Source organism: Streptomyces sp. NPDC054841, assembly GCF_053611045.1.
Genome location: NZ_JBSGZO010000251.1, coordinates 1 through 12,462, shown reverse-complemented (window position 1 = coordinate 12,462; position 12,462 = coordinate 1). Strand labels below are relative to the sequence as shown.

Here is a 12,462-nt window from a genome sequence, read left to right as displayed (position 1 = left end):
GCGACACGCCGCCCCCGGCCTCGATCAGGTGATCAGTCGTCGTATTCATCAGGTGACTCCTTCGGGGAGGAACACACCTGATTCATGACACTCCCACCTGGTCCAGGCCGGGAGCGTTTGTCCTGGTCAGGGCCTTGTGGTTCAGGTGCGTCGACACAGTTGGTGACACGCATGAGACCGCTGTGGCTAATGTGAGCCCCCGTCGGCTCGTGTAGGCGGGGGCTCTGTCTGCGGGGGATGGGTGCGCTGCAGCGGTCGACTGTGGCTTGGCATCGATGCCTTGAACGTCGGCTTTCGGGCTCTGCTGCGCATTTCGCTGGGATGTGCGGGGTGACCGTGTCGGGGGCCAGGAGCTGCGAGGTGGCGTGGGGGTGTCGGGTCTCCCGGTGCTCGCTCAGAACAGTGCGAGGCCCTCGCCGCTGGTGTCCGCGATGACGGGCCGGGACTGGGCGGGGAGGCCGTCCAGGCGGTCGGGGCCGGCCGCGGCGGCCACGGCAGGGGCCGTCTCGGTCAGCCAGACGCGAAACCGCTCGGCGGCTTCGCGGTAGGGGACTTGTGCCAGGACACGGTGTTCGCCGGAGGGGCAGAAGTCGACGGCGACCGTGAGCAGGCAGGAACGGGGCGCGTTCTGACTGCCCGTCCAGGACACGCGCAGCACACCGCAGGGCTTGCGCCCGCGGGAGGCGCGGTGGGTCGGGCGCAGCGACCGGCAGGCTATGTGGGCGGTCCACGCGGCGAGGTGCGGCAACGGGAGGGTCGTGCGTGCGCGGCAGCCGGGGCAGCGGTGCCAGTGGCGGAGCCAGTCGTCGGTGTCGGTGTCGAAGAGGCGTGTGTAGTGGTTGGCCACGCGGATGTCGTTGCTGTACAGGTGGTCGGGGCGCTCTTGTGTGTTGCACGACTGGCAGACGGGGGCGCGGACGTAGCCGTGTTCGTGGCAGTGGTCGAGCACGGTGGCGGGCGCAGTGCCGCAGACGGCGCACACCCACCCGGCCACCCTGCGGGAGGTACCGGACTTCCGGCTGAGCACCGAGTACAGCCGGCCCTCCAACTCCCCGTAGTACGGGCGCAGTGAGACGGTGGGGCCCTCGGGGCTCATCGTCTGCCGACCGTCGACGTCTCGGGCCTGCCTAGGGAGGGAGGGCGGCTCGGTGACGGCAGCGCCTGCCCGGCGGGTCCGCGCGGCGTGCGCCCACTGCGTTTCGGCGTGCTCGGCCGCATCCAGCAGCCTGACCACAGCGCGAGGCAGCCACCACGTCCGCTGCGTCCCGTCGCGGGTCTGCTCCACGAGCATCTGCCGCCAGTCGATCCCCGCCAGGGGGTACGGCCGGCCCACTTCACGTCGTGCCGCCCGCTCGGGACCGCCCAGCTCCTGCGCGATGCGCCGACGCCAACGCAGCGGCGTTTCCTCATGGCCCTCCTGCCTCGGCACCCCACGAAACGGACCGATGCGGACCAGGTCCTGCCGATCCAGCCCAACCGCGTTCAGTTCCGTGGCCGCCCGGCGCACCTCAACCTCGCGAACAATCCACTGACCGCTGCTCGCCCTCACCGTCGCCACCGCACGGCCGCCGAGCAGGACGTACCCCACCCGGGCATGGGCAGGAGGGCAGGTGAATGCCCCAGAAGCCGTCGGCACAGCACTGTCGGCCGTCAAATCGACCCACAGAGCGTCCGCGGCACCCAGGGTGATCAGGCCGTCCGTGCGACCGGGCATGACACGCTCTGACATACCGACAGGCTAGCGGCCTGCAACACGGCAACGGGTCTCCAAGCACCTCGATGCACGGCTGAAGCTGGTGCGGTGATGTTCGCTGGCGCCTCTCTGCGCGCTGGAAGACTCCTCGGACCCTTTGGCAGCTTCAGTTCAGACTGGTCGAGCCGGGAGGATCTTGGAGTCTGTTGGCTTGCCGCGTTCCTGTGCCTGGTCTGCACGCGAGGCCGGGGCAGGGAACGGTTCTCGGTGGCCGACTGGGGGCGGTGGCAGGCCGTCCTGGCGCCTTCGGCCCGCGGGGTGCCCGTCCCGGCCGGACCCTCGGTGCACGGCCCGGACGGGCGGTCATGCTTCTGGGGGCGACGTGTCGGTGCCCAGCAGGGCGAGGAAGGCGGAGGCCGCGGGTGACGGGGTGAATCGGCGCCAGACGAGGCGCTCCACCCGCACCGGCCCGTCTGTGACCGGCACACTCCGCAGGCCGTGCAGTTCGGCGGCGAATGTCGCGGGAAGCAGGGCGATGCCCAGTCCATGGCGGACCATCCGGGCCATGAGCTCGACGCCGGACACCTCGAAGGCGACTTCGCGGCGCAGTCCGGCCGCGGCGAACGCCTCGTCCGACTGGGCGCGGGCGGCGCTGCCGTCGGCGAAGTCCACGAAGACCTCGTCGACGAGCTGCCGGAGGTCCACACCGTGCTCCTCCGCCAGCGGGTGGCCCGGATCGACCACGGCGACGTGCTGCCCGTGGGCGAGTTGCCGGTCACGGACGCCCTGCGGCCGGAATCCTGGCGGTACGCCGAGGAATGCCGCGTCCAGCCTGCCGTCGCGCACGTGCTCGACCAGCCGCTCGCTGGAGCCGGTCCGCAGACTGATGCGTACCTGGGGGTAGCGCTGGCGGTAGTCCCGCAGGACCGCCGGGAGATCGACGGCCGTCACGGTGGGGATCGATCCGACGGTCAGCTTGCCCCGTATCTCGCCGGTGGCCGCCGCCACCTCCGCCCGGGCCCGCTCGGCCGCTTCCAGGGCCTGGCGGGCGGCGGGCAGGAACGCCTCTCCCGCGGTGGTCAGCCGCACCCGGCGGCTGGTCCGCTCGAACAGCCGGGCGCCCAGTTCCTTCTCCAGCCGGGCCACTTGGTGGCTGAGCGCGGACTGGACGACATGGCACCGCTCGGCGGCACGGGTGAAGCTCGCGGTCTCCGCCACCGCGAGGACGTAGCGCATCTGCTGGAGATCCATTCATCCATCGTGAAACACGATGGATGGGATGACAAACATGTGTTGGATCGATGTATGGATGCTCGGCGATGCTGAAGTCAACGGCGGGCCAACGGTAGTCAGCGACCGGCCACCGCCCAGGACCTGTGAGGTCCTGGGCCCGCCGGCCCCGCCGTACCACTACCGGCGCCCCGGCGCCCCGACCCCGCGGAGACACCAATGCGCGTGATCGCCTTCGACCACCTCGTCCTGAACGTCGCCGACGTCGAGCGCTCGCTCGCCTTCTACACCGGCCCTCTGGGACTGGAGCCGGTGCGGGTGGAGGAGTGGCGGGCCGGCAGGGTTCCCTTCCCGTCCGTACGGGTGAGCCCGAGCGCCATCATCGACCTCGTCGAGGCCCCCGACGGGCGGCCGGAGGGGTCCAACGTCGACCACATCTGCCTGGTGGTCGAGCCGCTCGACTGGCAGCAGGTCGTCGATTCCGGTGTCTTCACTGTGGTGGACGGCCCCGGCGAGCGCTTCGGCGCCCGGGGCACCGCGATCTCCCTCTATGTGCGGGACCCGGACGGCAACACCGTGGAACTGCGCTGGTACCCGCAGGACGCCTGATGCTCGGCGAGCGCCCGGTCAGCGGATCGGCGGGCAGCACCCCCTACGGGTCGCTCCATCGTGTCCATCGACAACTTCTCTTGGTCATGTCCCGTTGGGTGGTGTAGTCACGGCAGCTGTTTCGATTCCGGTTGCGGGGTGATCTGCGGTTCGGGCGGGGTTGGCTGGGTGGTGAAAAGCTCGGCCATGGAGGCTTCGGAGAGGTAGTGGCGGTCGAAGACCCACCATTCGTCGTGGAGTTGGCCTGGATCAGCTCCTGCAGGATGCGCTCGCACACCACCCTGATTGGCTCAACTCCGTCGGCCCGACGTAGTGACTCAAGCAGCCGCATCAGCTCAGACTGGGACAAGGCCATCGCGTGCTCCTCCGGTTGAACCGCCCGTTCACCAGGGAGACTTGCCCGATGGCCTGTCCTTGCTCAGGGAGCATGCCCGGTCAGCGGATGCACGCCCCGGGCAGACACCCGCACGTTCCGGGACCACGCCCGGCTGCACCACTTCATGGGACGCGACCACAAGCAGCCGATCGCCAACCTGTTGTCGCAGCCAGCAAGATCAAGTAGAGTCCGCCGACGTGAACACCGGACCGGCGCTACGCCACGCACAGATTGGCCACCCGGTGGAGGGCTGATCGCACAGCGGGTGCGCAGATGGCACCCCATCAGTTCGGCACGCGGACCTCCCAGTGCTCGTTCACTACGAGTCCGTTATTTCGTGTCGAACAACAGCGAGGTCAACCGCATGCCAGCCACCTTCAACCACACCATTATCGCCGCCAAAGACCGCAGCGAGTCGGCTCAATTCTTCCGCGAGCTTCTGGAGCTTTCGGAAGCGCCGTCCTGGGGCCCGTTCACCAACATCCAGCTCACCGACGGCGTGCTTCTTCAGTTCGCCGAGCCGCCGGTGGAGATCCAGATGCAGCACTACGCGTTCCTGCTCGACGACGAGCTGTTCGATCGGGCATACCAGCGACTGTGCGATCGCGGCATCGATCACTGGGCCGATCCGCAGATGCAGCGCTCGGGCGAGATCAACACCGAGCACGGCGGTCGAGGGGTGTACTTCAAGGACCCCGCCGGTCACGCGATTGAGCTGATCACCCGCCCGTACCTGTAACCGAGGCAGTGCCTGCTCGGGCACCCAGAACGCGGCGCCCGACCAGGCAACCAGTCGGCGAAACCCCCTGCTGCCCCGGGGCGCTACAGCGGTCGTGGAAGCCGCCCTCGGCGTTACCGAGGACCTCCAACCGGAGTGAGAGCGTCCGCTCTCGTGTCTCGCCCGCCAGCGACCAGGGACGCTGACTCGACCCGCTCGACGGGCGGGGGCCACCGGCTGCGGCGGTGAAAGGCCCTGCCCGTCGAGCCCGGGGCAGGGCCGCAGGAGCGGCGGCCGCCGATGCCGAGCATCGCCGGGCTCGGTGGCTGGGTGGCTCGATGGCCGGGCATGCCCGGCTATGCAGCACATTGTCCGGGAGTCAGGGGCTGGCCCATGGGCCGGTGGTTGTGTGCATCGCACGGCGCGGCTGGCCGCGCGGTGCGATTACGGATTCTTGTCACGGAGTCTCATCTCAAGTGCTTCGCGTTGTGCCGGGCTCAGGCGGTCCGGTCTCGTGGTGAGGTCATACGTCTGGGGCTTCATGACCCGCAGGGTGAGGGGGTCGGCGATGGCCGGTTGCTGTTGGATCGCGTCCAGGGCGGCGGCGGTTCGGTCCCGGGGCCAGTCGAGTGCGCCGGCCAGTGTGCTCAGGGTGAGGGGCCGGCCGGCGTGTGCGAGGGCGGCGAGCACGGTCAGTGCGTCATGCACCGCGGTCTCTGCGAGGGTGCTGCCGCTCATCTGCTCGCTGAGCTGGGCGAAGAACTGGCCCATCCTGCCGAGCCGGGCGCCGGCTGTCGTGTCGGCACCGAAGATCTCGATGCCCCGCTGTGCGGTGGTCGCGATCTGGTTGTGGGCGCCGGTGTCGGTCTGCCAGGCCCGCAGCCACGCATCATCGTCGATGACGTAGCGCTCACGACGTCCGGCGGGATCTGGTTGGCGCACCACCAGCCCCATGGCTTCGAGGTGGCCGACGGACTTGGATACCGATGCCGGGCTGACCCGCAGTCGACGTACGAGGTCTGCCGCCGTCAGCCCGTCGGCGTCAGCGGCGAGCAGGCAGACGAAGACCCGGGCGGTCATCCGGGGCAGGCCGGTCGCGGCCAGCAGGGTTGCGAATTCGTCCACGAAGTCGCGTGCCTCCTCGGTCGGCTGCCCGTCGGATACCGGCTCGGCTGGCCGGGCCGGCTTGCGCTGACGGGCACGGTGGCCGGCGGACTGCTGCGCGTGGTCGGCCTGATAGGTGCCGCCCTCGCCGTTGCGTGCCACCTCGCGGCTGATCGTGGACGTCGGTCGGCCGAGTCGTCGCCCGATTTCGGCGTACCCGAGTCCGTCGGCCAGCCACGCCGCGATCCGCTGACGGTCCTCGTGGGTCAGTCTGCCCTCTGGCACCGGCGCACCTCCTTCTCTTGCATTCACCGACAGCATAATGCAACGCCCTGAATCAGATCGTTGCATTAACTCGCACCTCTAGCGCAACGCTTACCACTCCTACCTGGATGTTTTACATGTCACCTCTGTTCCCATAACCTGAAAGCAACGTAGCTTTTTCTCACCTGGAAAGTGGAGGACGGCGATGATGCACGTGATGGTCGTGTCGACGGTCTCGGACGAAGGACAGTTCTGGAGCGGCCTGAAGAAGGCACACGCCACGCTCCCCAAGGGCGCCAAGTGGAAGCTGGCGGTCGCGAGCAAGGACGGGATCAAGGCGGTGAACGTCATCGCCTACGATTCCATCGACGGTGTCCGGGACTTCTTCGAGGCGCACGCCGGGGCCTACGCCACGACGGAGTACTTCGAAGCCGACGCCGCGAACGCGGTCGGTCTCCCGCGATGACGATCGACATGCCGCGGATCCAGGCCCGGGTCTGCGAGCTCCTGGCGGAATACGGCATCCCGAGCGCCGCAATCGGCGTGCTCCACGGCGAAGAGACCGCCGAGTTCGCAGCCGGCGTCAGACACGTGGAGACACAGGAACCCGCGACGACGGACACCGTCTACCAGTGCGGCTCGATGACCAAGACCTGGACCACGCTGGCTTTCATGCAACTCGTCGACGAGGGAAAAGTCAGCCTGGACGAGCCGGTGCGGACCTACCTGCCCGGTTTCGCCCTCGCCGATCCCGAGGCGAGCGCCAAGGTCACCCCTCGTCACCTGCTCTTCCACACCAACGGTATCGAGGAAGCCTACGGCGACCCCGGCGAAGACGAAGACGTCTACGGGCACATGGTCGCGAACATCGCCGACGCGCCGCAGGTCTTCCCCCTGGGTCACACCCACGGATACAGCGCGGCGCTGGGGTACGCGATTCTTGCGCGCATCCTGGAAGTGTTCGACGGCAAACCCTGGGACGACGTCATGCGGCACCGCCTCTTCGACCCCATGGGCCTGACCAGTACGAGCAGTTGGCACGAGCAGGTGGACGAAGCCCGGACCGCGACCGGACACCTGATCAGATCCCGCGACGAGGGACCCATCGTTTCCCCGCTGGACCACCTGCCACGCGCCTTCGGCCCCGGCGGCAACATCACCTCGACCATCCGGGACGTGCTCACAATGGCGCACGTCCTCCTCAACGAAGGCCGGGAGCCGAACGGACAGCAGATCCTCTCGGCCGCAAGCGTCCGGGAGATGATGCACTCGCGGGTGCCCGTACCCGACCCCTACATGTTCGGGCCGCAATGGGCACTCGGTCTCATCGTGTGCGACTGGCACGGCGAAATCGTCTACGCCAGCGATGGCAGCACGATCGGCCAGAACGCCCGACTGCGGATCCTGCCGGAGTCGAACACCGCCATCGCGATGCTCACGAACGGCGGACCGCGGGAGAGCCTCTACCGCAAGGTGTTCAACGAGATCCTGACCGATCTCGGCACAGTCACCATCCCGGACCTGCCGCAACCCGACCCGACGCTGCACCTCGAACCGTCGCGATACATCGGCGTCTACGAGCGCCCTGGCACCCGCTACGAGGTATCAGCCGAAGGCGGAAAGTTGTACCTGACCTTGGCCCTCGACCCGATGCACGCGGAGTTCCTCCAGAAACCGGACCGCATCAGATACGAACTGCTCCCGGTGAGCGACACGCATTTCCTGATGCCGCCGGCGGACCCACTGGAGGACACCCAGACGGTCGCGATCTATGACTTCACCAACGGAGCCGCTCAGTACCTCCACACCAACAGCCGGGTGCACCCACGAGCAGGGTGACCGCGCGAACACCCGCGAATCACAACGACCCCAGCCCTCATCATGTGGAGAACCCTAGCCTCGCCGTACCCAAGAGAACCGGCGAGGCTAGGCCGCGACCTGCTCGGGCGGTAGTGGGATCACCTGGTCAGACAGCTACAGCCAACCCCCCGCTCATAGGGGCTGTCGTGACAGATGAGAGGGTCTGACGGGTGAGCGAGACACCACCGAACACCCTGCAATACCGCGTTGACGGGCCAGAAGACGCCCCTGTCCTGGTCCTGGGTTCCTCACTGGGTACCACATGGCACACGTAGGCAAAACCGTCTTCTGACGTCCACGCGGTCCAGTTCGACGCCGTTCACGCGGGTTTGGTCTTGGTGGTCCAGGTGCGCCGACGTTGTTGGTGACAGCAATGTGACAGGTGAGGCCCCTGCCGACCAGGTACCGGTCATACGGGTGCGGCGTCTGTGAGCGTATCGAGTGCCCGCCGTGAGCAGTACTACTGCTCGGCAACCTGTTGCGAATCGGTCGCGAACGATCGGCCGGTGTCAGTTCCACGACGCCCCAAGGGCTGGGATTGAGCATGCTCCCTGTTTCCAGGTGGGAATGCTGTGACGGGCGGGAGGATTGGTGGGTGCTGTCCCGGGTCTGGAGTCTGACTCATGACATCTCTGACCGGAGTGTCTGAATTTCGCAGTGTCGGCTGTGGGCCGGGGATGGTGCGTTGTCGGTGCCGGGCTGGCGGGGTGTGTCTCGATAGGGGCCTGCCGATACGGTCATCTTCGGCGAGACGGTCGCGGAAGTCGGCCAGCACGCTGTGGTGGAAGCCGGGGTCGTCCAGCTCCATGGCCATCGCGTACTTGAAGTCGATGCGGCAGCGGACCGCCTCGGCGGCCTGCCGGTCCGACAGGCCGAGCAGGAACTGCAGCACACAGACGGTGGCCAGTTGAGCAGGCGAGAGACCCGCACGCCCGTCACGCGGGTAACCAGTCGGCGAAGTCCTCGTCGCACCACAGCCCATCCAGCCGATCGCGCACCCATATCGCCGTCGTACCACCCGGGTTGCTCGACCGCGCGATCCGCGCGGTCAGGGACGGTACATGCTCACCGGAACGCGGGCGCAGGGACAACGGGCACCTCGACAGCTACATCGGTCATCGGAACCATCCGAGCATGCCCGCTGATCATGCTGCCGCGCCGAGAAACTCCAAGATCCCCGACAGAGTCAAGCTCACCGATGCGCGTCGTGTCGGTGGCGCGAGCCACGTCCAGCAGTCTGCGGCCTCGGGAGTGCGGAGCTTGGGGTGCGTCCAGAGGAGCGTCCGCTTGGGCCGTTGATCGACTTTTGGCGTAGTGAACCGTTCTGACTTCTCTGCCGCTCAGTTGTGAGACAGCAGGGAAGGATGGGGTCATGCCCAAGAAGATTGACTCAACGCTTCGGAGCCAGGCTGTGCGGCTGGTGACGGAGCATCGTTCGGAGTACTCCTCCGAGCGTGCCGTCCACGTCCAGGTCGCCGAGTCCCTCGGCGTCTCACGGGAGTCGGTGCGGCGGTGGGTCAGCCAGCATGAGATCGACAGCGGCCAGGCCGCGGGCGTGAGCACGGGCGAGCGCGAGGAACTGCGCAGGCTGCGGGCGGAGAACAAGCGGCTGCGCGAGGTCAACGAGGTTCTGAAGTCCGCGACGATTTTCTTCGCGGGGGAACTCGACCCCCGAAACCGCTGATCGTGGCCTTCGTCGATCAGACGAAGGCGGTCGGTCACGCCGTCGAGTCGATCCTCACCGCGCTGAACACCGCGGGGCTGAAGATCGCGGCACGAACCTTGCGGGCCTGGTGCGCCCCGGCTGCTGGCACGAACGGGCCCGCGGCCCGGACCGTGAGTGACGCCCAGGTCGAGGACGCTGTCCGGTCACTGGCCTTCACGACCAACGCGGCTGGGCAGCGTGTGCTGGCTCCGGAAGGGCTCTATGGGCGGCGCAAGATGCTGGCCCTGATCCGCCGGACCCTGCTGCCCGAGGCCGGGTTCGGCGCCGTCGACCGTGCAATGCGCTCGCTCGGCCTGGCCGGCGTCGTCCGCGGGAAGAGACCGAGAACCACGATCCCGAACCCGGCCGATATCCGGGCCCCGGACCTGCTGGACAGGGACTTCACCGCTCCGGCTCCGGACCAGAAGTGGATCACCGACTTCACCTACGTCCGCACCTACCAGTCGTTCACCTACGTGGCGTTCATCGTGGACTGCTTCTCCCAGAAGATCGTGGGCTGGCACGCCTCCATCAGGAAGGACGTGGAGCTGGTCGACGTGCCGCTGCGGATGGCGCTGTGGCGCCGCGGCCACGAAGGAAACCCCGTCCCGCGAGGTCAGTTGATCCATCACAGCGATGCCGGGTCGCAATATACGAGTGTGCGGTTCACCGAGCACCTGTACATCGAGGGCATCAGGCCCTCGATCGGGAGCGTCGGGGACGCGTATGACAACGCGCTGACGGAGACGATCAACGGTCTCTACAAGTCCGAGTGCATCCGCACCAAGGTCTTCCACGACGGTGCCTGGAGAACCGTCTCCGATGTCGAGTACGCCACCGCCGCGTGGGTCGAGTGGTACAACAACCGCCGTCTGCACTCCACTCTGGGCATGATCAGCCCAACCGAGTACGAGGCAGCACACTACGATGACACAAAAGCGCGAGCCGACTGATCACCGGCCAACAAACCACCGGCAGGAAAGTCGGAACGGTTCATAGTCACTAGCGGTGGGTCTTACGGCGCTCTAGGCTCACTTGTGGCTGAGGCGAGTGGGGTGTGGTGTGGCTAGCGGCTTCTGGGTACCGCAATGAGACAGCGTGGGTATTGGGTCATGTGTCCTCCAGCCCCGACGATCCTGGAAGAGCGGACAAAGATGTACTGGAGACGTCTGCACCGTCGGTGCAAGCGGGTGATCGATGGTCTCCCATTACCTGATCCATTTTCCGTCACGGAACTGTGTACCCGGCTGGCGACGGACCGAGGCCGCCCGCTGGAGCTGCGCCCCTTGCCCACACCGACAGTCCCCGAGATGCCGACAGGTATCTGGCTGGCTACCGACAGCGGTGACTACGTCCTGTACGACGCCCAGACAAGCCCGCTGCATCAAGAACACATCATCCTGCACGAGATCGGGCACCTGGTGTGTGACCATCGCTCAGGCGGCAGAGACCAGCAACTGTACCGCCGGATCGATCTGGCGGATTCGGAGTCGATCCGGCAGGCGCTTCCCCGCTCGCGGTACTCCGATCTCCAGGAACAGGAGGCAGAGATGATCGCCACCCTGGTATTGGAGAGCGTCGGCCGCATCCCCGCCCCCACGCTGCTGTCCGGGATGTTGGCCGGGCTGGAGTCCGCGATGGGGCTGAGTGGTGTTCGTCGTGAAGGGACGCCATGCTCGCGTGGTTAGAGAACATCGGCATCGTCGCGCTGTGGAGTGTGGCGATCGCCCGGACACCGCAGGCCCTACGCAGAAGCGAGCAGCGACCGCTGTGGTTCGCGATCGTCATGATTGCGGTGGCGATGTCGATGCACCTCGAACCCGTCACCGAAGTCCTGGCACGGCTCGTGCCCAACGCCCACTGGATCGACCTGACCAAGCACTTGGTGAGCATCCTTGATGCTGCCGCTGTTCTGTGGTTCATCCTTCAGGCAGCCGGACGTCGGCGCCACACGGTCCCTGTGTTCGGTATCGCCGTCCTGGTTATGGGCACGCTGGTCCTGCTGGATCTTGGCGGGCCACCGCATGCCCGAAACCAGATAGCACCTTCCAGCGACATCCCGAGTGTGCCCGATGCGTATTGGTGGGTCTTCTTTGCCTTCCACCTGATCGCGGACACCACCTGTGGGTTCGTGTGCTGGAGTTACGGCCGCCGTGACATTCCCCGACTCCTGCGTTACGCGCTGCGCCTGTTCGGCACCGGCATCCTCCTGGCGTCGCTGCTGTGGGTGCTCAAGCTTGCCTATCTGGCGACCCGTTCGACGGTCTTTGCGCCCATTTTCTCACCCGTCACAGGCATCGAAGCGCTGTTCATGGCAGCCGGGGCTGCCTTGCCTTTCCTTGCTCACCTGCGTCAGTGGTGGCGGTACCGCAGCGCGCATCGCGGTCTTGAACTGCTGTGGCGGGACCTGACCGACACAACCCCCGATGTGGTCTTCGCTGGGGGAACTCGGCTGCGTGCCGCGGCTGTACCGCTGCAACTGCGGCTGTACCGACGAGTGATCGAGATCAGAGACGCGATGATCGTGCTGCGCTCCTACGTCTCCTCGGCCACTCTCGACCAGATCCGGCGACGTGCCGATGGGGACGCTGATGTGCAGGCGCATCTGGTCGACGCGTACGTCTCCGCCTACTGGCTGGTTGCCGCCGTGCATGCCCGGCGCGCGGGCCAGGCGCCGCAGGCCCAGGAAGCAAACCTCGCTGGGGACGGAGCACAGGACCTTGCCGAGGAAATCGGCCACTTGCTGCACATCGCCGCCGCATATCAATCGCCGGCCGTCCGTGCCTATCACACATCGCTGGCCGGTCCGGCCTAGTACTCCAGCTGTAGATCGTGATCTTGCTGGTGGGGCCTGGTAGGGGTACGGGTACGGCCACCGTTGATCATCGTGACTTGTGTGGAGT

11 protein-coding genes and 1 pseudogene are annotated in these 12,462 nt (G+C 67.0%); 7 read left to right on the top strand and 5 right to left on the bottom strand.

Going from position 1 to position 12,462, the window contains the following annotated elements; genetic code table 11:
* Positions 1-394: 394 nt before the first annotated feature.
* Together ACWGI8_RS27750 and ACWGI8_RS27745 are read right to left on the bottom strand one after the other, a co-directional pair.
* Positions 395-1,729, bottom strand: a complete 1,335-nt coding sequence (locus ACWGI8_RS27750; RefSeq protein ID WP_453664936.1) for an endonuclease domain-containing protein — start codon at positions 1,727-1,729, stop codon at positions 395-397.
* A gap of 327 nt (positions 1,730-2,056) precedes the next feature.
* A complete protein-coding gene (locus ACWGI8_RS27745) occupies positions 2,057-2,944 on the bottom strand; it encodes a LysR family transcriptional regulator (RefSeq protein ID WP_453664935.1) in 888 nt (295 codons plus the stop codon).
* Positions 2,945-3,142: 198 nt separating this feature from the next.
* Between ACWGI8_RS27745 and ACWGI8_RS27740 the strand changes: the two genes are divergently transcribed.
* Positions 3,143-3,532, top strand: a complete 390-nt coding sequence (locus ACWGI8_RS27740; protein ID WP_453664933.1) for a VOC family protein — start codon at positions 3,143-3,145, stop codon at positions 3,530-3,532.
* A gap of 193 nt (positions 3,533-3,725) precedes the next feature.
* Here the strand turns inward: ACWGI8_RS27740 and ACWGI8_RS27735 are convergent.
* Positions 3,726-3,887, bottom strand: a pseudogene (locus ACWGI8_RS27735) (IS256 family transposase); the annotation flags it as partial.
* Positions 3,888-4,272: 385 nt separating this feature from the next.
* Here ACWGI8_RS27735 and ACWGI8_RS27730 point away from each other — a divergent pair.
* On the top strand, positions 4,273-4,647 hold the full coding sequence (locus tag ACWGI8_RS27730) for a VOC family protein (RefSeq protein ID WP_453664937.1): 375 nt from the start codon (positions 4,273-4,275) through the stop codon (positions 4,645-4,647).
* Between the two features lie 423 nt (positions 4,648-5,070).
* Here the strand turns inward: ACWGI8_RS27730 and ACWGI8_RS27725 are convergent, their stop codons facing one another.
* Positions 5,071-6,015, bottom strand: a complete 945-nt coding sequence (locus ACWGI8_RS27725) for a MarR family transcriptional regulator (RefSeq protein WP_453664931.1) — start codon at positions 6,013-6,015, stop codon at positions 5,071-5,073.
* 184 nt (positions 6,016-6,199) lie between these two features.
* Between ACWGI8_RS27725 and ACWGI8_RS27720 the strand changes: the two genes are divergently transcribed.
* Both ACWGI8_RS27720 and ACWGI8_RS27715 read left to right on the top strand, forming a co-directional pair.
* Positions 6,200-6,460: a hypothetical protein gene (locus tag ACWGI8_RS27720; RefSeq protein ID WP_453664930.1), complete on the top strand. Its 261-nt coding sequence runs from the start codon at positions 6,200-6,202 to the stop codon at positions 6,458-6,460.
* Positions 6,457-7,833: a serine hydrolase gene (locus ACWGI8_RS27715; protein WP_453664929.1), complete on the top strand. Its 1,377-nt coding sequence runs from the start codon at positions 6,457-6,459 to the stop codon at positions 7,831-7,833. The genes ACWGI8_RS27720 and ACWGI8_RS27715 overlap by 4 nt, the downstream gene beginning before the upstream one ends.
* A gap of 481 nt (positions 7,834-8,314) precedes the next feature.
* Here ACWGI8_RS27715 and ACWGI8_RS27710 read toward each other — a convergent pair whose 3' ends face one another.
* Positions 8,315-8,836, bottom strand: coding sequence for a transposase (locus ACWGI8_RS27710; RefSeq protein WP_453664927.1), 522 nt, complete (start codon positions 8,834-8,836; stop codon positions 8,315-8,317).
* A 390-nt stretch (positions 8,837-9,226) separates the two neighbouring features.
* Between ACWGI8_RS27710 and ACWGI8_RS27705 the strand changes: the two genes are divergently transcribed.
* The 3 genes from ACWGI8_RS27705 to ACWGI8_RS27695 all read left to right on the top strand — a co-directional run bounded on the left by ACWGI8_RS27705 (position 9,227) and on the right by ACWGI8_RS27695 (position 12,374).
* Positions 9,227-10,512, top strand: a protein-coding gene (locus ACWGI8_RS27705; RefSeq protein WP_453664926.1) for an IS3 family transposase whose coding sequence is annotated in 2 segments (ribosomal slippage) — positions 9,227-9,500 and positions 9,500-10,512 — 1,287 coding nt in all. Because the reading frame shifts where the segments join, the coding sequence is not laid out codon by codon here.
* 357 nt (positions 10,513-10,869) lie between these two features.
* Entirely contained in the window at positions 10,870-11,247 is a 378-nt protein-coding gene (locus tag ACWGI8_RS27700) for a hypothetical protein (protein WP_453664925.1), read from the top strand.
* Positions 11,232-12,374, top strand: coding sequence for an MAB_1171c family putative transporter (locus tag ACWGI8_RS27695; RefSeq protein ID WP_453664923.1), 1,143 nt, complete (start codon positions 11,232-11,234; stop codon positions 12,372-12,374). Before ACWGI8_RS27700 ends, ACWGI8_RS27695 begins: the two co-directional genes overlap by 16 nt.
* Positions 12,375-12,462: the final 88 nt, after the last annotated feature.

What these genes read in the sequence shown, in the direction of transcription:
- ACWGI8_RS27715 (WP_453664929.1), top strand. Translation starts at nt 6,457, where the DNA reads ATGACGATCGACATGCCGCGGATCCAGGCCCGGGTCTGCGAGCTCCTG.
- ACWGI8_RS27700 (WP_453664925.1), top strand. Translation starts at nt 10,870, where the DNA reads ATGCCGACAGGTATCTGGCTGGCTACCGACAGCGGTGACTACGTCCTG.
- ACWGI8_RS27740 (WP_453664933.1), top strand. Translation starts at nt 3,143, where the DNA reads ATGCGCGTGATCGCCTTCGACCACCTCGTCCTGAACGTCGCCGACGTC.
- ACWGI8_RS27745 (WP_453664935.1), bottom strand. Translation starts at nt 2,944, where the DNA reads ATGGATCTCCAGCAGATGCGCTACGTCCTCGCGGTGGCGGAGACCGCG.
- ACWGI8_RS27730 (WP_453664937.1), top strand. Translation starts at nt 4,273, where the DNA reads ATGCCAGCCACCTTCAACCACACCATTATCGCCGCCAAAGACCGCAGC.
- ACWGI8_RS27750 (WP_453664936.1), bottom strand. Translation starts at nt 1,729, where the DNA reads ATGTCAGAGCGTGTCATGCCCGGTCGCACGGACGGCCTGATCACCCTG.
- ACWGI8_RS27695 (WP_453664923.1), top strand. Translation starts at nt 11,232, where the DNA reads ATGCTCGCGTGGTTAGAGAACATCGGCATCGTCGCGCTGTGGAGTGTG.
- ACWGI8_RS27720 (WP_453664930.1), top strand. Translation starts at nt 6,200, where the DNA reads ATGATGCACGTGATGGTCGTGTCGACGGTCTCGGACGAAGGACAGTTC.
- ACWGI8_RS27710 (WP_453664927.1), bottom strand. Translation starts at nt 8,836, where the DNA reads ATGGGCTGTGGTGCGACGAGGACTTCGCCGACTGGTTACCCGCGTGAC.